Origin of the sequence: Janthinobacterium sp. BJB304 (assembly GCF_002735765.1) — a bacterium.
GTDB lineage: Bacteria > Pseudomonadota > Gammaproteobacteria > Burkholderiales > Burkholderiaceae_D > Janthinobacterium.
The window spans coordinates 41,071-59,241 of the sequence record NZ_PDZN01000022.1 but is presented as its reverse complement, the minus strand read 5'-3'; the positions used below and the strand labels follow the sequence as shown (position 1 = coordinate 59,241).

General features: G+C 61.6%; 18 protein-coding genes. 4 read left to right on the top strand and 14 right to left on the bottom strand.

Annotation, left to right across the window (positions count from 1 at the left end; genetic code table 11):
- Positions 1-53: 53 nt before the first annotated feature.
- The 9 genes from CSQ95_RS22960 to CSQ95_RS22920 form a co-directional block, all read right to left on the bottom strand.
- Positions 54-584: a hypothetical protein gene (locus tag CSQ95_RS22960; RefSeq protein ID WP_143450055.1), complete on the bottom strand. Its 531-nt coding sequence runs from the start codon at positions 582-584 to the stop codon at positions 54-56.
- Between the two features lie 122 nt (positions 585-706).
- Positions 707-1,957 carry a beta-ketoacyl-ACP synthase II gene (fabF, locus tag CSQ95_RS22955; protein ID WP_070223875.1) on the bottom strand — a complete coding sequence of 417 codons (1,251 nt, stop codon included), beginning with the start codon at positions 1,955-1,957 and terminating at the stop codon, positions 707-709.
- 29 nt (positions 1,958-1,986) lie between these two features.
- A complete protein-coding gene (gene acpP, locus CSQ95_RS22950; RefSeq protein ID WP_008449912.1) occupies positions 1,987-2,226 on the bottom strand; it encodes an acyl carrier protein in 240 nt (79 codons plus the stop codon).
- Positions 2,227-2,404: 178 nt separating this feature from the next.
- Positions 2,405-3,148 carry a 3-oxoacyl-ACP reductase FabG gene (gene fabG, locus CSQ95_RS22945; RefSeq protein WP_070223877.1) on the bottom strand — a complete coding sequence of 248 codons (744 nt, stop codon included), beginning with the start codon at positions 3,146-3,148 and terminating at the stop codon, positions 2,405-2,407.
- A 49-nt stretch (positions 3,149-3,197) separates the two neighbouring features.
- Positions 3,198-4,139, bottom strand: coding sequence for an ACP S-malonyltransferase (fabD, locus tag CSQ95_RS22940; protein WP_099411195.1), 942 nt, complete (start codon positions 4,137-4,139; stop codon positions 3,198-3,200).
- A gap of 137 nt (positions 4,140-4,276) precedes the next feature.
- Positions 4,277-5,275 (bottom strand): beta-ketoacyl-ACP synthase III, encoded by a 999-nt coding sequence (locus CSQ95_RS22935; RefSeq protein WP_099411194.1) that lies wholly within the window; start codon positions 5,273-5,275, stop codon positions 4,277-4,279.
- A gap of 15 nt (positions 5,276-5,290) precedes the next feature.
- Entirely contained in the window at positions 5,291-6,358 is a 1,068-nt protein-coding gene (gene plsX, locus CSQ95_RS22930; RefSeq protein ID WP_099411193.1) for a phosphate acyltransferase PlsX, read from the bottom strand.
- A gap of 210 nt (positions 6,359-6,568) precedes the next feature.
- A complete protein-coding gene (gene rpmF / locus CSQ95_RS22925) occupies positions 6,569-6,751 on the bottom strand; it encodes a 50S ribosomal protein L32 (RefSeq protein ID WP_034749653.1) in 183 nt (60 codons plus the stop codon).
- Between the two features lie 335 nt (positions 6,752-7,086).
- Complete coding sequence (locus CSQ95_RS22920) at positions 7,087-7,584, bottom strand: DUF177 domain-containing protein (protein ID WP_099411192.1); 498 nt, start codon at positions 7,582-7,584, stop codon at positions 7,087-7,089.
- Positions 7,585-7,807: 223 nt separating this feature from the next.
- On the opposite strand from CSQ95_RS22920, the gene CSQ95_RS22915 reads away from it, so the two are divergent.
- Positions 7,808-8,416 (top strand): Maf-like protein, encoded by a 609-nt coding sequence (locus CSQ95_RS22915; protein ID WP_099411232.1) that lies wholly within the window; start codon positions 7,808-7,810, stop codon positions 8,414-8,416.
- Between the two features lie 18 nt (positions 8,417-8,434).
- The gene (locus CSQ95_RS22910) at positions 8,435-9,184 is read left to right on the top strand and encodes an SAM-dependent methyltransferase (RefSeq protein WP_070223890.1); all 750 of its coding nucleotides are present in this window, start codon (positions 8,435-8,437) and stop codon (positions 9,182-9,184) included.
- 76 nt (positions 9,185-9,260) lie between these two features.
- Here the strand turns inward: CSQ95_RS22910 and CSQ95_RS22905 are convergent, their stop codons facing one another.
- Positions 9,261-10,178: a 23S rRNA (adenine(2030)-N(6))-methyltransferase RlmJ gene (locus CSQ95_RS22905; RefSeq protein WP_092714677.1), complete on the bottom strand. Its 918-nt coding sequence runs from the start codon at positions 10,176-10,178 to the stop codon at positions 9,261-9,263.
- 276 nt (positions 10,179-10,454) lie between these two features.
- Between CSQ95_RS22905 and CSQ95_RS22900 the strand changes: the two genes are divergently transcribed.
- The gene (locus tag CSQ95_RS22900; RefSeq protein WP_099411191.1) at positions 10,455-10,883 is read left to right on the top strand and encodes a thioredoxin family protein; all 429 of its coding nucleotides are present in this window, start codon (positions 10,455-10,457) and stop codon (positions 10,881-10,883) included.
- Positions 10,884-10,889: 6 nt separating this feature from the next.
- On the opposite strand, the gene CSQ95_RS22895 is transcribed toward CSQ95_RS22900, so the two are convergent.
- Both CSQ95_RS22895 and CSQ95_RS22890 read right to left on the bottom strand, forming a co-directional pair.
- Complete coding sequence (locus tag CSQ95_RS22895; RefSeq protein WP_180279139.1) at positions 10,890-13,163, bottom strand: xanthine dehydrogenase family protein molybdopterin-binding subunit; 2,274 nt, start codon at positions 13,161-13,163, stop codon at positions 10,890-10,892.
- Between the two features lie 10 nt (positions 13,164-13,173).
- On the bottom strand, positions 13,174-16,299 hold the full coding sequence (locus CSQ95_RS22890; RefSeq protein WP_099411190.1) for an EAL domain-containing protein: 3,126 nt from the start codon (positions 16,297-16,299) through the stop codon (positions 13,174-13,176).
- Between the two features lie 261 nt (positions 16,300-16,560).
- On the opposite strand from CSQ95_RS22890, the gene CSQ95_RS22885 reads away from it, so the two are divergent.
- The gene (locus CSQ95_RS22885) at positions 16,561-17,067 is read left to right on the top strand and encodes a DUF1993 family protein (protein ID WP_034779265.1); all 507 of its coding nucleotides are present in this window, start codon (positions 16,561-16,563) and stop codon (positions 17,065-17,067) included.
- 116 nt (positions 17,068-17,183) lie between these two features.
- Here the strand turns inward: CSQ95_RS22885 and CSQ95_RS22880 are convergent, their stop codons facing one another.
- Entirely contained in the window at positions 17,184-17,378 is a 195-nt protein-coding gene (locus CSQ95_RS22880) for a DUF1289 domain-containing protein (protein ID WP_034749680.1), read from the bottom strand.
- Positions 17,378-17,950 (bottom strand): DUF1415 domain-containing protein, encoded by a 573-nt coding sequence (locus CSQ95_RS22875; RefSeq protein WP_070311434.1) that lies wholly within the window; start codon positions 17,948-17,950, stop codon positions 17,378-17,380. Before CSQ95_RS22875 ends, CSQ95_RS22880 begins: the two co-directional genes overlap by 1 nt.
- Positions 17,951-18,171: the final 221 nt, after the last annotated feature.

Here is an 18,171-nt window from a genome sequence, read left to right as displayed (position 1 = left end):
CTGTATGGATATAGAGTTGGCCCGCTGCAAGAAGTTCAGTGTTCGCCCCACTTTTATTCGCCCCCACGCCGCGCCGCAATGGCCCGGCACGCCACGGCCAGCGGGCGGAAGGCGGGGCAGCCGCTGCCGCGCTGCACCAGCACCTGCGTGTGCCGCCCCGCGGCATCGGCAAGGCACAGCACCAGCAGCGACGGCCACAGGGTCGAGCCCGGCAACAGGCGCAGCCCTGACGGCTGTGACGGCCCCGGGCCGGGCGGCGCCGCCACCCCGCCGGCATCCGCCCCTGGCGCTCCTCCATGCTCCAGATATACCGCCAGCCGCAATTGGCCAACCGGCGAAATATCAAGCGTCTGCGGCTTTCTGCGCCTGCGCAGCAAAGCGAGCAACAACACGCCGCCAGCCGTGCTCAGCAACGCGCCGGGCCAGCCCAGCGCATAGCCGCCCACCAGTTGGCCAGGCACCGCCGCAGCGCGCCACGCACCGCTCAGGGGCCAGGCGGCAAGCAAGGCGCACAGTCCCAGCGCCGCTTGCAACAGACGCAAACAGACAGGCGTGCGAATGACAGCCGCTACTGCGATTGACATACTTCATGGGAAAAAAAAAGGCGCGCCGGCAACATGCCGGGCAAATTCAGGCGCCAACGAACGTTGGCGCCGAATCAGCGCTCACTACGATTTGACCGTAGCGAGCGCTTGAAAGTTCCTGCTTATTTCGCTTTACCGAAAATCAGTGTGCCATTCGTGCCGCCGAAGCCGAACGAATTCTTCACTGCATAATCGATCTTCATATCCCGCGCCGTGTTGGCACAGAAATCGAGATCGCAAGCCGGATCCTGGTTGAAGATGTTGATGGTCGGTGGCGACACCTGATGGTGCAATGCCAGGACCGTAAACACCGCTTCCAGACCGCCCGCGCCACCCAGCAAATGGCCCGTCATCGACTTGGTCGAGTTGACAACCAGATTCTTGGCGTGCTCGCCGAAGGTGCGTTTGATGCCCATCACTTCCGCCACGTCGCCTTGCGGGGTCGACGTGCCGTGCGCGTTCAGGTACTGAATCTGATCCGCGTTCAAGCCGGCGTTGTTGAGGGCCGCGATCACCGATTTGCTGCCGCCGCTACCATCTTCCAGCGGCGAGGTCATGTGATAAGCATCTGCGCTCATCCCGAAACCATGCACTTCGGCATAGATCTTGGCACCACGGGCCACCGCGTGCTCGTAGTCTTCCAGCACCATGACGCCAGCGCCCTCGCCCAGCACGAAGCCGTCGCGATCGGTATCCCACGGACGCGATGCCGTTGCCGGATCGTCGTTGCGGGTCGACAAGGCGCGCGCCGAGGCGAAACCGCCCAGGCCCAGCGGCGACACGGTCGATTCAGCGCCACCGGCGATCATGACGTCGGCATCGCCGTACTCGATCATGCGCGCTGCGGCACCGATGCTGTGCAAACCGGTGGTACACGCCGTCACGATCGCCAGGTTCGGGCCCTTCAGACCATATTTGATCGAAAGGTTGCCAGAGATCATGTTAATGATCGAGGCAGGCACGAAAAATGGCGAGATACGGCGCGGACCGCGCTTTTCGTACTCGGACTTGGTTTCCTCGATCAGCGGCAAGCCGCCGATACCGGAACCGATGATCACGCCGATGCGCTCGGCGTTTTCCTCGGTCACTTCCAGGCCGGAGTCCTGCATCGCCTGGATGCCGGCAGCCATGCCGTAATGGATAAAGGTATCCATGTGGCGGGCTTCCTTACCGGAGATGTACTCTTCGATATTGAAGCCTTTGACTTCACCGGCAAAATGCGTGGTGAATGGCTGTGCATCAAACTTGGTAATCGTGGCAATGCCGGATTTACCTTCAATGATTGCGCCCCACGCCTCGGCAATAGTATTGCCGACAGGTGAAACGCAGCCCAGGCCGGTGACAACAACACGACGGTTTTTAGAACGGCTCAAGCGATTCTCCTGAAGTCGGTCAGACAGGCTTAGGCCTTGACGTGTGCGGTGGCGTAGTCGATCGCCTGTTGCACGGTGGTGATTTTTTCAGCTTGTTCGTCAGGGATTTCCATTTCGAATTCGTCTTCCAGGGCCATGACCAGTTCCACGGTGTCCAGGGAATCGGCGCCGAGATCGTCGACGAAGGAGGATTCGATTTTGATGTCTGCTTCTGCAACGCCCAGTTGCTCAGCGACGATTTTCTTAACGCGTTGTTCGATATCCGACATGTTATGGCTCCAAAGTGTGTGTTACGGAAAGTGCGCGCATTTTATCAGGTTTGCGCGTCCGAATACTAATTTCGGTGTCTGCTGCTAATTCGACCGAAGCTGCTGCTAAAAGATGCGATTATAGACAAAAACGGCCATTGAATGATGCCACAAACGCCCGCCCCGTCTAGCTTTCACATCAATTCATGTACATACCGCCGTTCACGTGCAGGGTGGTGCCCGTGATGTAGGCCGCTTGCGGCGAGGCCAAAAAGGCCACCGCCGCCGCCACGTCTTCCGGTTTACCCAGGCGGGACAGGGGAATTTGCGTCAACAGGGCCGCGTGCTGCTCTTCGCTCAGGGCCTTGGTCATGTCGGTATCGATGAAGCCAGGGGCGATGCAGTTCACGGTAATGTTGCGGCTGCCGATTTCGCGCGCCAGGGCGCGGCTCATGCCTTCCACGCCGGCCTTGGCCGCCGCGTAATTCATTTGCCCCGGATTGCCCGACGAAGCCACCACCGACGTGATATTAATGATACGCCCAGTTTTGGCTTTCATCATCCCGCGCAGTACGGCGCGCGACAGGCGGCCGACGGCCGACAGGTTCGTGGAAATCACGCTGTCCCACTCTTCATCCTTCATGCGCATGGCCAGCTGGTCTTGCGTAATGCCCGCATTGTTGACGAGGATCGACAGGCTGCCGTAGGCTTTCTGCACTTCATCGACAACGGCTGCGCAGCGCGCCGCATCGGTCACGTTCAGGACCAGACCCTTGCCCGTGACGCCTTCGGCGGCCAGGTAATCGGTGATCGCTTGCGCACCGCTTTCCGAGGTGGCGGTGCCAACCACGGTAGCACCCTGTTTGCCCAGTTCGGTGGCAATGGCGCGGCCGATGCCGCGCGAGGCGCCCGTGACCAGCACGACTTGATTTGCTAAATTCATGAGTATCCTTAAAAGCAAGCGCGGCAGGCAGGCTGCCGCGATCTGATGTTTATTTGAGCTGCGTCAAAATGCGTTCCAGCGAAGCCTGATCGACGATGGCGTCGCCCACCAGCACGGGATCGATGCGCTTGGCCAGGCCCATCAGGACCTTGCCCGGACCGCATTCGATCACTTGCGTGATGCCGTCTGCCGCCACTTTTTGCATGGTTTCCACCCAGCGCACGGGACTGGCTGCCTGGCGCACGAGCGCATCCTTGATGCCGGCGACGTCGTTGACGATGGCCACGTCGACGTTGTTGATCAGGGCGATCTGCGGCGCGGCGAACGTCAGGCCGGCCATGTACTCGCGCAAGCGGTCCGATGCCGGTTTCAGCAGCGACGAGTGGAATGGCGCGGAGACGGGCAGCTTCATGGCGCGCTTGGCGCCCTTGGCCTTGGCCAGTTCGCAGGCACGTTCGACGGCCGCCGTGTGACCGGCGATGACCACTTGCGCAGGCGCATTGAAATTGACGGGTTCGACCACCAGGGTCGGGTTTTCCGCCGCCGCTTCCGCACAGGCGGCGCGCACGTCGTCGTCCGACAGGCCCAGCACGACAGCCATCGTGCCCTGCCCTACCGGTACGGCTTCCTGCATGGCTTGCGCGCGGAAACGCACGAGCGGCACGGCATCCTTGAACGAGATCACGCCGGCGGCGACCAGCGCCGAGTATTCACCGAGGCTGTGACCGGCCACGACCGTCGGCACGGGGCCGCCCGCTGCCAGCCAGGCGCGATAAAAGGCGACGGCCGCCGTCAGCATCACCGGTTGCGTATTGGTGGTCAGGTCCAGCTCTTCCTTCGGACCTTCGGCGATCAGCTTGCCCAGGTCGAATTGCAGGGCGTCCGACGCTTCGGCGACCGTTTGCGCAACCACAGGGTTGCCGGCGAAACCGTCGAGCATCGCAATCGCTTGCGAGCCTTGGCCTGGGAAAACAAATGCAAATTGTGTCATGTCGACTCCGTTTTTTTACTATTTAGAGAATCAGAGACCCAAAGGCAACTGCTGGGGTACGTCCCTGCGGGATCGGAATGCATTCCATTGGAATGTATTCCCCCGACGGGTCGGACCCAAAAGTCAGCCTTCGGCTATCACATCCTTGCCAGCACGGCGCCCCAGGTAAAGCCGCCGCCCACGCCTTCCATCATGACGTTGTCGCCCTTCTTGACCCGGCCGTCGCGCACGGCGATGTCGAGCGCCAGCGGGATCGAAGCGGCCGAGGTATTGCCGTGCTGGTCGACGGTGACAACCATCTTTGCCAGTGGCAAGCCGAGTTTCTTCGCCGTGCTGTTCATGATGCGGATATTTGCCTGGTGCGGGATCAGCCAGTCGATCTGGTCCGACGTCATGTTGGCGTGTTCGAGGGCTTCGTGCGCGACCTTTTCCAGCACGGACACGGCCAGCTTGAACACGGCCGGGCCATCCATGTACAGGAAGGCGCTGCCGGCCAGCGCGCCGCCAGCCAGGCTGCCCGGCACGCTGAGGATGTCCGAGTGGCGGCCGTCCGCGTGCAGCTTGGTGGCCAGAATGCCCGGCTCTTTCGATGCCGTCATGACGATGGCGCCAGCGCCGTCGCCGAACAGCACGCACGTGCCGCGGTCGTCGAAATTGAGGATGCGCGAAAATACTTCGGCGCCGATCACCAGCACGTTTTTATGCATGCCCGATTGAATAAAACTGTCGGCCGTGGCCACCGCATACACGAAACCGCTGCAGACGGCTTGCACGTCGACGGCGGCGCAATTGTTCGTGATGCCCAGCTTGTTTTGCACGATGCAGGCGGTGCTGGGGAAGCTGCCGAAGAAGTCGGGGGTCGAGCTGGCGACGATGATCAGGTCGAGGTCGTTGCCGTTCAGGCCAGCCATCTCCAGGGCCTTTTTGGCCGCTTCCACGCCCAGGTCCGATGAGTTTTGCGTTGGCGCCGCGTAATGGCGCGCCGAGATGCCGCTGCGCGAGACGATCCATTCATCCGACGTCTCGATGCCCTTGGCGGCGAGCTGTTCGGTCAAGTCCTGGTTGGTGACGCGCTTCTCCGGCAGGTAGCTGCCGGTACCGATAATTTTGCTGTAAGTTTTGCTAAAAATAGTCATGCAAGTACCCGTCCACTAAATGGTAGAGCTTGTTGATGTAGGTTCATCCGGAACTGGCGTGCGTGGCATCAACTCGGCGATCATGCTGGCCAAGTGCGCTTGCACGTCATTTTTTGCCGCATCAAAGGCGCGGCGCAAGGCCCATTCGAAGGAATAGGCATCGGCGCTGCCATGGCTCTTGAAGACGAGGCCACGCAGGCCCAGCAGGCTGGCGCCGTTGTAACGCGATGGATTCAAGCGGTTGCCGATGGCTTTCAGGGCCCCGCGGGCGATCAGCGCGCCCAGCATGGTAATCGGATTGCGCTTGAATTCGGAAGTGAGCACGTCTTTCATGAAGCGCGCCAGGCCTTCGATGGCTTTCAGGGTGACATTGCCGACAAAACCGTCGCAGACGACGATATCGGTCGTGCCTTTGAAGATATCGTTGCCTTCCACGTTGCCGTAGAAGTTCAGCGCGCCACGCTCGTGGTCGGCCTGCAGCAGCTTCGAGGTGAGTTTCACCACTTCATTGCCCTTGATATCTTCCGTGCCCACGTTCAGCAAGCCGATCGTGGGACGTTCGATACCCTCCATGGCGGACACGAGCACGGAGCCCATGATGGCGAACTGGTGCAAGTGATGCGGTTCGCAATCGACGTTGGCGCCCAGGTCCAGCATGTAGGTCGGGCCGTTCTTTTGATTCGGCAAGATGCTGCAGATGGCCGGGCGGTCGACGCCGGACATGGTTTTCAATACGTAGCGCGACACGGCCATCAAGGCTGCCGTATTACCGGCGGAAACGGAGGCTTGCGCCGCGCCGCTCTTGACCTGTTCGATGGCCACGCGCATGGAGGAGTCCTTCTTGCGGCGCAGGGCCACTTCCAGGGGATCGTCCATGGTAACTTGTTCGGAGGCATGCAATACCGACAGGCGCGGATGCGTGTCGGCTTTATGTTTCTTCAGTTCGGCACGAATCACGTCTTCCAATCCAACAAGGATCAGTTCGGCTTCAGGCTCATGTTTTACGAAGGAAATTGCTGCGGGGATAGTGACTGAGGGACCGTGATCTCCGCCCATGCAGTCGATAGAAATTTTGATTGTCATTTGTGTTGATTCAATACCGCTGCGGGCGTGCGGCAAGATGTGAATCGGACTGGAGCATATGCAGGGCGCAGCATGTCATGCACAGGCCTGGACAGCGTGATTCAAAATGACGGGTGTGCAAGATGAATTGCAGCCGATAAAAAAGAAGAAGCGGCGCCACGCCGAATAACCACGCAACACCGCTTTCATCTTACCCAACAAAAACGTCGATTACTCGTCGTTTTTGGTCTTCAACACTTTACGGCCACGATAGAAGCCGTTAGGGCTGATATGGTGACGCATGTGTGTTTCGCCGGTAACTGGCTCGACGCTCAATTGCGGCGCGACCAGGAAGTCGTGCGAACGGTGCATGCCGCGCTTGGAAGGGGTTTTCTTGTTCTGTTGAACTGCCATGATGACTCCTAATACATAAGTTCTAAAATTTTAGCACAATCGATTGGCAAATACATGCGAATCGAGTATCCCAGCGGCAAAGACTACCCGAAAATAGCCCGGACCGACATCGTTTATTACAATTACATTTCACTACACTTGCCATACTCGATTACTACACGCGTTTGACACGTTCTCTAAAAGGGACCTCACAAACCTACTGCGCGTCCCACTATCGCCTCGGCGGCGCTCAGTACTTTCGTACGCTTGCGCTACTCAAGACGATATTGGGCCGCTCGCTACGGTTTTTGAGGCCCCCTACAAACTACCACTACTACTTAACTTATTCTCTTAACTTATTCTGACTTCAAGTCTTTCAGTGCCGCAAACGGCGACTTCTTTTCAGTCTTGAGAGCATCGAGCTGCGCCGTATCGGGGCAGACGTCGTGTTTGGGTACCTGCGGCAGGGCCAGCAAGGCTTCATCTTCGATCAGGGCCGCGGCATCCATGCTGCGGCTGCCGACGATCACGTCGATCGATTCATCGTTGATGATTTCTTCGATCTCGTCCGCGTGCTCGTCATCCTTGCCCAGCATCAGAGTGGTCGTCGAATCAATTGCGTAAGCATACGGAGTCAGGCAGCGCTGGCAAACCAGCTGAACGGTGCCGTTGACCGACAAGGTCAGTTGTGGGTAGCCCAGCTTGCTGGTGCCGCCGACGATCTTCCAGGCGATCTCGCCGGAATTATCTGCACAATCCTTGGTCAACCGGGTCATTTCAGCGACAGGAGTTACACCCTCGCGGCTCCCGCTGATACGACAAAAATCAAAGGCGTCGATCACAAAAGCATTCATTGGTAGAAAATTTCCCCGGAAAACCTGCGATAATAACAGGGTTTTTAGCACGGAGTCAAAGGCTAAGCATCTTTTTTGACGCGATCATTGCCATCAACATGACAACTTCATCAACACCGTCATGCCGCATGGAGCCTCAGTTATGGGCTCTGCGCCCTGGAATTTGCGTGAAATCCCACTGACATCGACCTGCGCGGCCATGCCGGCCGCCATCCACTACCGAATGATACCAACTTCCGCCCCATTGCGCTTGATTCTTGCATCGAGTTCGACCTACCGCAAGGAATTGCTGCAACGCCTGCGCCTGCCTTTCGAGGTGGCCGTGCCCGATCTCGACGAAAGCCCCCTGCCAGGCGAAAGCCCCAGCGCCACGGCCTTGCGCCTGGCCCAGGCCAAGGCACAGGCCGTGCTCGACCGCTATCCCGGCAGTCTCGTCATCGGCTCCGACCAGGTCGCCACCCTGGACGGCGCGCAGATCGGCAAGCCCGGCAACCATGACTATGCCCTGCGCCAACTGCAAACCATGCGCGGGCGCCAGACCGTGTTCCACACTGCACTATGCCTGCTCGACGGGCGCCACACTCCGGCCGTGGCCCAGGTGGAAGATATCCAGACCCTCGTCACCGTGCGCGACTTGCCCGACGCGGAACTGGACGCCTACCTGCACATCGAGCAGCCGTACGACTGCGCCGGCAGCGCCAAGAACGAAGGCCTGGGCATCGCCCTGCTCGAACGTATCGACAGCACCGACCCGACCGCCCTCACCGGCTTGCCGCTGATCGCCCTCACCGGCATGCTGCGCAAGGCGGGCGTCACATTTTTCACCATTTAAATTACCGACAAAAAGAATATGACCGGCACCCTGTACCTGATCCCCAACCACCTCGGCCTGTCCGACGGCGCCATCGACCCGCTGGCCCGCATCATTCCCGAGCAGGTGCGGCAGATCACCTCACAACTCGATTATTTCGTTGCGGAAAACGCCAAGACGGCGCGCGCCTTCCTCAAATTGATCGGCAACCAGCATCCGCTGGCCAAGCCGCTGCAGGAAATCACGATTTCCGAACTCAACGTTAATACCCCGGCGCAAGCGCTGGCCGGCTTGCTGGCACCGCTGCTGGCGGGACGCGATGCGGGCCTCGTGTCGGAGGCGGGCGTGCCCGCCGTGGCCGACCCCGGCGCCGACCTGGTGCGCCTGGCGCATCAGCACGGCATTAAAGTACGCCCGCTGGTGGGCCCGTCGTCGATCCTGCTGGCCGTGATGGCCAGCGGCTTGAACGGCCAGAGCTTCGCCTTCAACGGCTACCTGCCCACGGACGCGGCCCTGCGCGCCAAGCGCATCAAGGAACTGGAAAGCCGTTCGCGCAATGAAAAGCAAACTCAGCTGTTCATCGAAACGCCATATCGCAACGCCGCCATGCTCGAAGCCCTCGTGGCCCAATGCGCGCCATCGACCCTGATCTGCGTCGCCACCGACCTGAGCCTGGACTCGGAAAACGTGCAGACGTGGAATGGCGGACAGTGGAAGAAACAATTGGCCGCCGGCAAGGCGCCGGACTTCCACAAGAAACCGACCGTGTTCTTGCTGTTGGGTCAGTAATCTTCCGCCCATAAAAAAACGCCATGATCGAATGATCGTGGCGTTTTTCATTACAGCGCTACCAAACCGAGTATGACTACACTCTTCTTGTTCCGGTATTTTTCTGACCGCCCTTGCCCGTCTCCAGCACAAACTTCGCGCCATCGTCTCGGCCCAGCACCTTCACCAGGTAGGGCATGACTTCGCGCAGCATCGGCTCCAGGGTGTACGGCGGGTTCAGGATGAACATGCCGCTGCTGTGCAAGCCGAAGCCGTCCGGCGACGGCGTGTTGACGGTCAGGGTCACGTGCAGCCAGTCCGAGCTGGGCAATTGCTTGAGTTTGTCGGCGAACTGGCGCGATTCCATGCGCTGCAGCACCGGGTACCAGACGGCATACATGCCGGACGGGAAGCGCACGAGGGCGTCGGCCAAGGTATCTTTGACCTTGCGGTAATCCATCTTGTCTTCGTATGGCGGATCGATCAGCACCAGCGCGCGGCGCGATGGCGGCGGCAGCAGGGCTTTCAGGCTCTGGAAACCGTCCGCCTTGGTGATGAGCACGCGCTTGCCGCGCACGGTCGGACGCTCGCCCTGGGCCAGCGCATGCGCCTCGACCTTGCGGAAGTTGTCAGCCAGAATCTTGGCATCGGCAGGATGCAGCTCGAACAGGCGCAGACGGTCTTGCTCGCGGCTGACCTTGTCGGCGCAGTACGGCGAACCCGGGTAGTAGCGCATCTTGCCGCTCGGATTCATTTCCTTGATCAGCTTCATGTACTCGGCCAGCGAGGCCGGCCAGTCCGTGCGGTCCCACAGGGGCGCGATGCCCGTTTCGTACTCGGCATTTTTCGAGGCATAACCACCGTCGAGCGCATACACGCCCGCGCCGGAATGGGTATCGATATAACTATAGGCGGTATCTTTTTGATTCAGATATTGCAACAACTGAATCTGCACATAATGTTTCAACACATCGGCGTGATTACCCGCGTGAAAGGCGTGGCGGTAACTCAACATAAGCTGGCTAATTCCATAATAAAATAAACAAAGGCGGGAGCGCTGACACCGGGCAGGGCATGAAAACAGACTGGAGGGGGTCAGGCTGCGGGGCCAGGAAACAGCATGGACCAGCGTAATCAGCGCGCAATTATCAGCATTATCCACCAGAAAGGTGTATTGCATCAAAAAACACCCACAAACAAGCTCATGCATTCTCGGGACTGAGGGGGCCGGGCGCGGTAGAATACGCGCATCGGGCACCCGCGCCCATCCGCCTACTGATCTGATACGACCATGCACAGCCTGACCCTCACGACCGATAACCGCGCCGACGTCGCGGCAGCCCTGGCCGGCCCGCGCTGGACCGTGGCCTGCCTGTGCGCGCTGTGGTGCGGCACTTGCGGCAGCTACCGCGCCACGTTCGAGGAACTGGCCGCGCGCCATCCAGACACCGTCTTCGTCTGGATCGACATCGAAGACCAGGCCGACGTGGTGGGCGACCTCGACATCGACAACTTCCCCACCCTGCTGATCCAGCGCGAAGACAACGTGGCCTTCTTCGGCACCGTGCTGCCCGACGGCGGCCTGGCGCACCGCATGGTGCAGGCGCAGCAGGCACTCAGCGCCGGGGAACTGGCGGCGCTGGCCGGCAGCACACAGGAACGGCGCGACTGGCAGCGCGACTGCAATCTGCGCACCCTGCTGGCCACCACCCTCGCTTGATCCGCATCAAGCCAGGCGCAGCGGCAAGCTGCGCAGGCGTTTGCCCGTCAGACTGAACACGGCGTTGGCCACGGCCGGCGCGATCGGCGGCGTGCCCGGTTCGCCCACGCCTTCCGGATGCTCGGCGCTGGCGATGATGATGGTTTCCACCTCGGGCGTTTGCCCCATGCGCAGCACGGGATAGTCGTGGAAGTTGCCTTGCTCGACCTTCCCTTCCTGGAACGTGATCTCGCCGCCCAGCGCCGCCGACAGGCCGAACAGCACGGCCGACTCCATCTGCTGGGCGATAATGTTCGGATTGACGGCGATGCCGCAATCGATGGCGCACACGACGCGCTGCACGCGGATCTCGCCGTTTTCCACGGACACTTGTGCCACTTGCGCGACGATGCTGCCGAACGACTGGTGCAGGGCCACGCCATGCGCATGGCCCGGTGGCGGGCTGCCCGCCCTGGCGACGGCTGCATCGAGCACGGCCAGGTGGCGCGGATGCTGCGTCAGCATGGCGCGGCGGAAGGCGATGCCATCCTGCCCCGCCGCATGCGCCAGTTCGTCGATAAAGCTTTCCTTGAAGAATGCATTATGCGAATGCCCGACGGAGCGCCAGTAGCCGACCGGCACGGCACTGTCGGCGATCACGTGGGCGATGCGCTGGTTGGCGATTTCATACGGCATGTCGAATTCGCCTTCCGCCGTGGTCTTGTCCGGCCCCGCGCCGGGCAGGCCGAAATTACGCTGCAGGTACTGGTGCGTGATGGAGCCGCTGACGGATTTATTGTCCCAGGAAGCGATGCGGCCATGCTCGTCGAGCCGGGCCGCAAAGCGGGCCAGCGCGGCGGGACGGTACATATCGTGCTTGGTGTCCTGTTCGCGCGTCCACACCAGCTGCACGGGCGCGCCATCGCACTGCAGCGCGATGGCCACGGCTTGCGCCACCATGTCCACTTCCAGGCGGCGGCCGAAACCGCCGCCGAGCAGCAGCACTTCGATGCTGACGTCCTGCGCATCGACCCCGGCCACTTTCGCCGCCACGTCGACGGCGATGCCGGGCGCCTGCGTCGACACCCACAGCATCACCTTGCCATTTTTCACCTGCGCGGTGCAGTTGACGGGTTCCATGGCGGCGTGCGCGAGGAACGGCGCGCGGTACTCGGCGCTGACCTGCCGCATGCCCTGCACGGCCTTGCCCTCCACCTCGCCGCTGGCGTGGTAGGCATAACCGGCTTCGCTATCCAGCAGGCGGGAAAATTCCGCATACACGCCGGCGCTGGACAAGTTCGCTTGCGGACCCGCCTTCCACTGCGTCGGCAAGGCGGCCGCCGCCTGTCTGGCGCGCCACCAGGTGTCGGCCACCACGGCCGCGCAAGACACGCTGCGCTGGGCCAGCTGCGGCGTCAGGTCCACCACCTTTTTAACGCCGGGCATGGCCAGGATGGGCGCCGCATCGAACGCGGACAAGGTATCGCCCAGACGCGGCGGCAGATGCAGGGCCGCGTACAGCATGCCGGGCGGACGCGCATCGATGCCGAAACGCGCGCTGCCGTTGACTTTGGCCGGCGTGTCGCGGCGCGGCGCCGGCTGGCCGATCAGTTTGAAATCCTTGGGCGACTTCAGCACGGGCGTGCCCGGATCGATGGCTGCGGCGCGCTGCGCCAGGCTGGCGTAGCTGGCGCGCCGGCCATCGGGGTGGACCACGGCGCCATTTTCCGTGCGGCATTGCGCGGCCGGCACCTGCCACAACGCGGCGGCGGCCCCCACCAGCATGGCGCGCGCGGACGCCCCCGCCTCGCGCATCGGACCCCAGCCATCCTTCACGCTCGACGAGCCGCCCGTGACGATTACGCCCAGTTCGCGCGCCGCCTTGGCCACCGTCCACTGGGCCAGCGCTTTGACGCGGCCCTGGTCATCGGGATGGAACGGCAGGCTATCCTTGAGCATGGCGACGTTGCCGAAGATTTTATCGTTCGGCGCCTGGATCAGTTTGACGCTGGCCAGCGGCACGTCGAGCTCCTCGGCCACCAGCATGGGCAAGGCCGTGTGCACGCCCTGCCCCATCTCGCTGCGCGGCATGGCCAGGGTCACCGTGCCATCCGTGCCTATGGCCAGCCAGCCGTTCAAGGCCACGGCGCCATCCTGGAGCGGCAGCGGCGAACTGCCATGCAGGCGCTGGCGCGGCGGCAGCACGCCCCATCCCAGTACCAGGGCGCCCACGCCGGCCACGCCGAGGCCAAGGCCGCCGAGCAGGAAACGGCGGCGCGACGGGGAGGATTGTGCGGCCATGGGCTGTCCTTTATAGTAATGAGTGATCGATCCAGCGCTCCAGCATATCCTGTGCCAGCACCGGACGGCTATAAAAATAACCTTGCGCCAGCTTGCAGCCATGGCGCAGCAGGAAGGCCGCCTGCTCTTCCGTCTCCACGCCTTCGGCGATCACGGACAATTGCATGCTCTTGCCCAGCTGGATGATGGCAATCGCAATCGCTTCGTCATTGACGTCCGTCGAGATATCCTTGATGAAGGAGCGGTCGATCTTCAAGGTCTGCACGGGCAGCTGTTTCAGATACGCGAGCGAGGAATAGCCGGTGCCGAAATCGTCGATGGCCAGACCCACGCCGATGGCGTGCAAATCATTGATGAAACCGAGGGCGTCGCCCGTGTTCATGATGACGGACTCCGTCACTTCCAGCTGCAGCCGCTGCGGCTCGAGACCCGTTTCCTGCAAGATGGCGGCCACCATGCCGGCGATGCTGCCCCGTTCGAACTGCTTGACGGACAGGTTGACGGCCATCTTCGGCACATGCAAGCCTTGCGCCTGCCAGCGCATCATCTGGCGGCACGCTTCGTCGAGCACCCATTTTCCCAACTGGTTGATGAAACCGCTGTCTTCGGCCAGCGGGATGAAACGCGCGGGCGGCACCAAGCCCAGTTCCGGGTGGTTCCAGCGCACCAGCGCCTCGACGCCGACCAGGCGGCCCGTGTCGATTTCCACCTGCGGCTGGTAATTGAGGAACATCTCGTGCTTTTCCAGCGAACGGCGCAAAAAGGTTTCCAGACGCAGGCGCTCGACGCCCTCGCCCGTCATCGACGGCGCATAGAAGCGGTAGCCGTTGCGCCCGCGCGCCTTGGCCTGGTACATGGCCACGTCAGCATTGCGTATCAGCATGTTCAAGTCCAGCGCATCGTCCGGATACAGGCTGATGCCCACGCTGCAGGTGACGAACAGTTCGTGGTCGGCCACCGTGAACGGCTGGTCGAACATGGTCATCAGCTTTTCCGCCACCTGCGTCGCGCCGTACTCGCCGTCGATACCCTCAAGCAGCACGATGAACTCGTCGCCGCCCAGGCGCGCCAGGGTGTCGCCTTCGCGCAGGCGGGCCGCCAGCTGGCCGGCCACCTTCTGCAGCAATTCGTCGCCCACGTGATGGCCCAGGGTGTCGTTGACGTTCTTGAAGCGGTCCAGGTCGATGAACAGCACGGCCAGCTGCTCCTGGTCGCGCGCGGCGCGCAGCAGCGCGTGCTGCAGGCGGTCGTGGAACAGCAGCCGGTTCGGCAGCGCCGTCAGCGGATCGTGGTGGGCCATGTGGTCGAGCTTTTCCTGTGACTGCTTGACCAGCGTGATATCGCTGAACACGCCCACGTAATGCGTGGTGCCGGCGCGCGCGTCGCGCACGGCGCTGATGGTCAGCCACTCCAGATACAGCTCGCCGTTCTTGCGCTGGTGCCAGATCTCGCCGCGCCAGAAACCGCTGGCCTTCAATTCGTCCCACATGGCCTGGTAGAACGCAGAGTCGTGGCGCGCCGAGCGTGTCAGCGAAGAATGCTGGCCCACCGCCTCGGCTTCGGTATAGCCGGTGATCTGCGTGAAGGCGGGATTGACGGTGACGATGATGCCGTCCGCATCGACCACCATCACGCCGTCGGCGATATGTTCGAGCACGGTGGCCGACAAACGCAGCTTTTCCTCGGCTTCCTTGCGCGCCGTGATATCGGCATACACCCAGATGCTGCCCTCGTTGGGGCGCAGGGGATCGAGCGCGCAACCGCTGACCAGCGCCCAGAACAGGCTGCCGTCGCGGCGCTTGTACTGGCGCTCCTCACTGAAATCGCCGCCCGCGGCCATTGCCGGATACTGGCGCTCGCCCGCCTCCTCGAAGTCATATGAGGTCATGAACACGATGGCGGTGGAACTGCCCGTCATCTCGGCATGGCCGTAGCCGAACAGTTCCTCGCAGCGACGGTTGACGGAAATGATGCGGCGGTGGCGCACGAACATCACGCCGAACATCACGTTGTCGAGGATCGCGCTCTGCTCCGTGAGCAGCGCCTCGATGCGCATCTCGTGGTGCTTGCGCTGGCTGATGTCGGCAATGATGCCGTCGATCCAGATGACGCCCTGCTCGCCCGCCTGCGGCTGGCCATTCTCGGCCACCCAGCGCTCGATGCCGAAAGCGTCGATGATGCGGTATTCGAGCGCATACGGCCGTTCGTCGGCCACCGCCTGGCGCACGGCGCGGCGGTGCTCGCGCCGGTCTTCCGGACAGATCAGGTCGGCCCAGGCATGCGTGGTGCCGCGCATGAACTGGTGCGCCGAGTAGCCGGCGATCTCTTCGATGGCGTCGCTGACGAAATCGATGGGCCCATCGGGCCGGTAGCGGAAGACGGCGCCCGGCACCTGCGTGACGATGGTGCGGAAACGCTCTTCGCGCTGGCCCACATCCTCGAACAGCTGGCCGATGGCCGCGCGCATTTGCTCGAGCTGGGCCGTCAGGCGACCCAGTTCATCATTGCTGTGCGACGTCAGCGGCGTGTCGAAATCGCCGTGCGACAGGCGGTCGGAAAAGCGCGTCAGGCGGCGCAGGGGTTTGAGCAGGCGGCGGTTCAGGAACAGCACGATCAGCGCCATCGACACGGCCAGCTGCGCGCCCAGCACGAAAATATAGGACATCTGCTTTTCGCGCAGCTCCTGCTGGCTGCGCGCGTCGTCCATCTCGACGACGATATGGCCGATGCGTTCGCCGCGCACGAGGATGTCGCGTTCGGCGCGGTACAGATTGCCCACGGGCCGCTGCGGCGCCTGCAGACGGATGAATTCCGTGTCACCCTGCCCCAGTACCTTCACCAGCAGCACGGCGCGGTCGCGCATCACCGATTCGACCAGCGAATGGGCCGATTCCGCATTCATGTTCCACAGCGACTCCTGCATGCCCAGCGCCAGGATGTCGGCATTGCGCTGCAAGGCCTCGTTCAGGCTGGTGCGCGCCGACTGGCGCTCATGCACGCCGACCAATACATAGCTGCCGAAAATGGCGGGCACGACCAGGCCGCCAAACACCACCAGCAGCAGGGCGCCATAGATCGACGAGCCGTACAGCACGCGCAGGCTGGCGCGCAGGCGCTGGTAAGGTGAATTAAACATGCGGCAACAGGGCAACAGGGATCAGGCGGGCGATCATCGAACTTTACAGGGGAATTCAGGTGACAAGGCGGGAAGAAACTTTTTCAAAAGCAATTATGCATGGAAAAAGCGGGAAAAGTCACCAATAAACACGTGTCAGCATCCAGGTCATGCTATATAGACAGGCTTGAAAAACCACACGTGGGCCGGCGCGCCCGGGCGGCGCCAGCAAAAAAGCGCGCGGCTTGCTATCATCGCGCCACTTTACCTAGAGGAACCACCATGACCTTCTCCATCTACTCCGCTTCGATCCCCGTCTTCAAACAGATCCTGGGCAGCCTGGCCGCCATCCTGGACAAGGCGGAAACGCACGCGCAAGACAAGAAAATCGACCCGAACGCCCTGCTGCAATTCCGCTTGTTCCCGGACATGCTGCCGTTCGTGCGCCAGATCCAGATCGCCACCGACTTCGCCAAGGGCTGCGGCGCGCGTCTGGCCGGCGTGGCCGTGCCGCCGTATGAAGACAGCGAACAGAGCTTTGCAGAGCTGAAAGCGCGCATCGTGAAAACCATCGCCTTCCTGGAAAGTCTGCCGCAAGCGGACATCGACGGCAGCGAAACGCGCGCCATCACCACCGGCAGCGGCGAAAAGACCAAGCACTTCACGGGCCAGACCTATCTGTTCCACTACGCGCTGCCGCACTTCTTCTTCCATGCGACGACGGCGTACGACATCCTGCGCCACAATGGCATCGAAGTCGGCAAGAAGGATTTTATCGGCAGTTATTAATAGTTGACGCCAAAAGTACCGGGGTCAGACCCTCGCGGCCGCCAACGCTGAGCTCTGCGTTGGCGGCCTTGGGGGTCTGACCCCAGCAGTTGCCTTTGGGTTTGGCAATACAAACGTCAAGTATTCCGGCGCGGATACCCCTGCGCCAGGATGCGCACCCACACCACTTCCTTCTCCTCGTCCGTCATCGACACCCAGTGGGCCACTTCCACCACGGTGCGGCCGCAGCCGCGGCAGATTTCATCGAACGTCGTCGAGCACACGGCCACGCAGGGCGTGTCTGGACGCGGCGGCAATTCCTTGTCAGCCATCAGGATACCTTCGGCAAGCCGAGCTTTTCCCAGCCTTCGACGCCCAGCGCTTCCAGGGTGGCGATATTCTTGTCGAAGATTTCCGACGCTTCCGGGAACGCTTCGACGGCGCGCTCGATGCTGTCTTCGCGCAGCAGGTGCAGGGTCGGGTACGGCGAGCGGTTGGTGTAGTTGCTGATGTCGTCCTCGAACGTCTCGGCAAACTGGTAGTGCGGGTGGAAACTGGCCACTTGCAGTTCGCCGGCCAGGTGCATGTCTTCCACGGCCGCGTCGGCCACATCGAGGAACTCGTTGTAGTCGAGGAAATCGTTCAGGGTGTAAGGGTGGATCAGCAAGGTCGTGTCGATCTGTTCCGGGTCCGTGTCGGCCAGGGTTTGCAGCTCGTCCATCAGCATCGCCAGCAGATCTTCCGGGTTCTCCGACTCGCATACCACATAGCGGATCTGCTTCTTGACGTGCACGGCCTTGGCGAACGGGCACAGGTTCAGGCCGATCACGGCCTTTTCCAGCCAGGCAACGGTATTGGCGATGATGACGGCGTTGTCGTCGTCGTGGCGCGGCGGGGTGTTCATATACTTAACTCTCTATCAATAAGGCAGCCGGCAGCCAAATGGCCGGCCAAAGCCAAATTGTACGCACTCTTTGCGCAGTCTCATACCGGACGGCCGCCAAGCTTGCGCCAGCCTCCACGCCATGTATGCTATAACAGCGGCCGAATCGCACATCTGGCAAATTAAATTTGTAATAATTACATTATTAGCGACTGGAAACATCGCTATTGACGCCTATGTGC

Excerpts from the sequence above, each read along its gene's own strand:
- CSQ95_RS22960 (WP_143450055.1), bottom strand. The coding sequence starts at position 584 with ATGTCAATCGCAGTAGCGGCTGTCATTCGCACGCCTGTCTGTTTGCGT.
- acpP (WP_008449912.1), bottom strand. The coding sequence starts at position 2,226 with ATGTCGGATATCGAACAACGCGTTAAGAAAATCGTCGCTGAGCAACTG.
- fabG (WP_070223877.1), bottom strand. The coding sequence starts at position 3,148 with ATGAATTTAGCAAATCAAGTCGTGCTGGTCACGGGCGCCTCGCGCGGC.
- fabD (WP_099411195.1), bottom strand. The coding sequence starts at position 4,139 with ATGACACAATTTGCATTTGTTTTCCCAGGCCAAGGCTCGCAAGCGATT.
- CSQ95_RS22935 (WP_099411194.1), bottom strand. The coding sequence starts at position 5,275 with ATGACTATTTTTAGCAAAACTTACAGCAAAATTATCGGTACCGGCAGC.
- plsX (WP_099411193.1), bottom strand. The coding sequence starts at position 6,358 with ATGACAATCAAAATTTCTATCGACTGCATGGGCGGAGATCACGGTCCC.
- rpmF (WP_034749653.1), bottom strand. The coding sequence starts at position 6,751 with ATGGCAGTTCAACAGAACAAGAAAACCCCTTCCAAGCGCGGCATGCAC.
- CSQ95_RS22920 (WP_099411192.1), bottom strand. The coding sequence starts at position 7,584 with ATGAATGCTTTTGTGATCGACGCCTTTGATTTTTGTCGTATCAGCGGG.
- CSQ95_RS22915 (WP_099411232.1), top strand. The coding sequence starts at position 7,808 with ATGATACCAACTTCCGCCCCATTGCGCTTGATTCTTGCATCGAGTTCG.
- CSQ95_RS22910 (WP_070223890.1), top strand. The coding sequence starts at position 8,435 with ATGACCGGCACCCTGTACCTGATCCCCAACCACCTCGGCCTGTCCGAC.
- CSQ95_RS22905 (WP_092714677.1), bottom strand. The coding sequence starts at position 10,178 with ATGTTGAGTTACCGCCACGCCTTTCACGCGGGTAATCACGCCGATGTG.
- CSQ95_RS22900 (WP_099411191.1), top strand. The coding sequence starts at position 10,455 with ATGCACAGCCTGACCCTCACGACCGATAACCGCGCCGACGTCGCGGCA.
- CSQ95_RS22895 (WP_180279139.1), bottom strand. The coding sequence starts at position 13,163 with ATGGCCGCACAATCCTCCCCGTCGCGCCGCCGTTTCCTGCTCGGCGGC.
- CSQ95_RS22890 (WP_099411190.1), bottom strand. The coding sequence starts at position 16,299 with ATGTTTAATTCACCTTACCAGCGCCTGCGCGCCAGCCTGCGCGTGCTG.
- CSQ95_RS22885 (WP_034779265.1), top strand. The coding sequence starts at position 16,561 with ATGACCTTCTCCATCTACTCCGCTTCGATCCCCGTCTTCAAACAGATC.
- CSQ95_RS22880 (WP_034749680.1), bottom strand. The coding sequence starts at position 17,378 with ATGGCTGACAAGGAATTGCCGCCGCGTCCAGACACGCCCTGCGTGGCC.
- CSQ95_RS22875 (WP_070311434.1), bottom strand. The coding sequence starts at position 17,950 with ATGAACACCCCGCCGCGCCACGACGACGACAACGCCGTCATCATCGCC.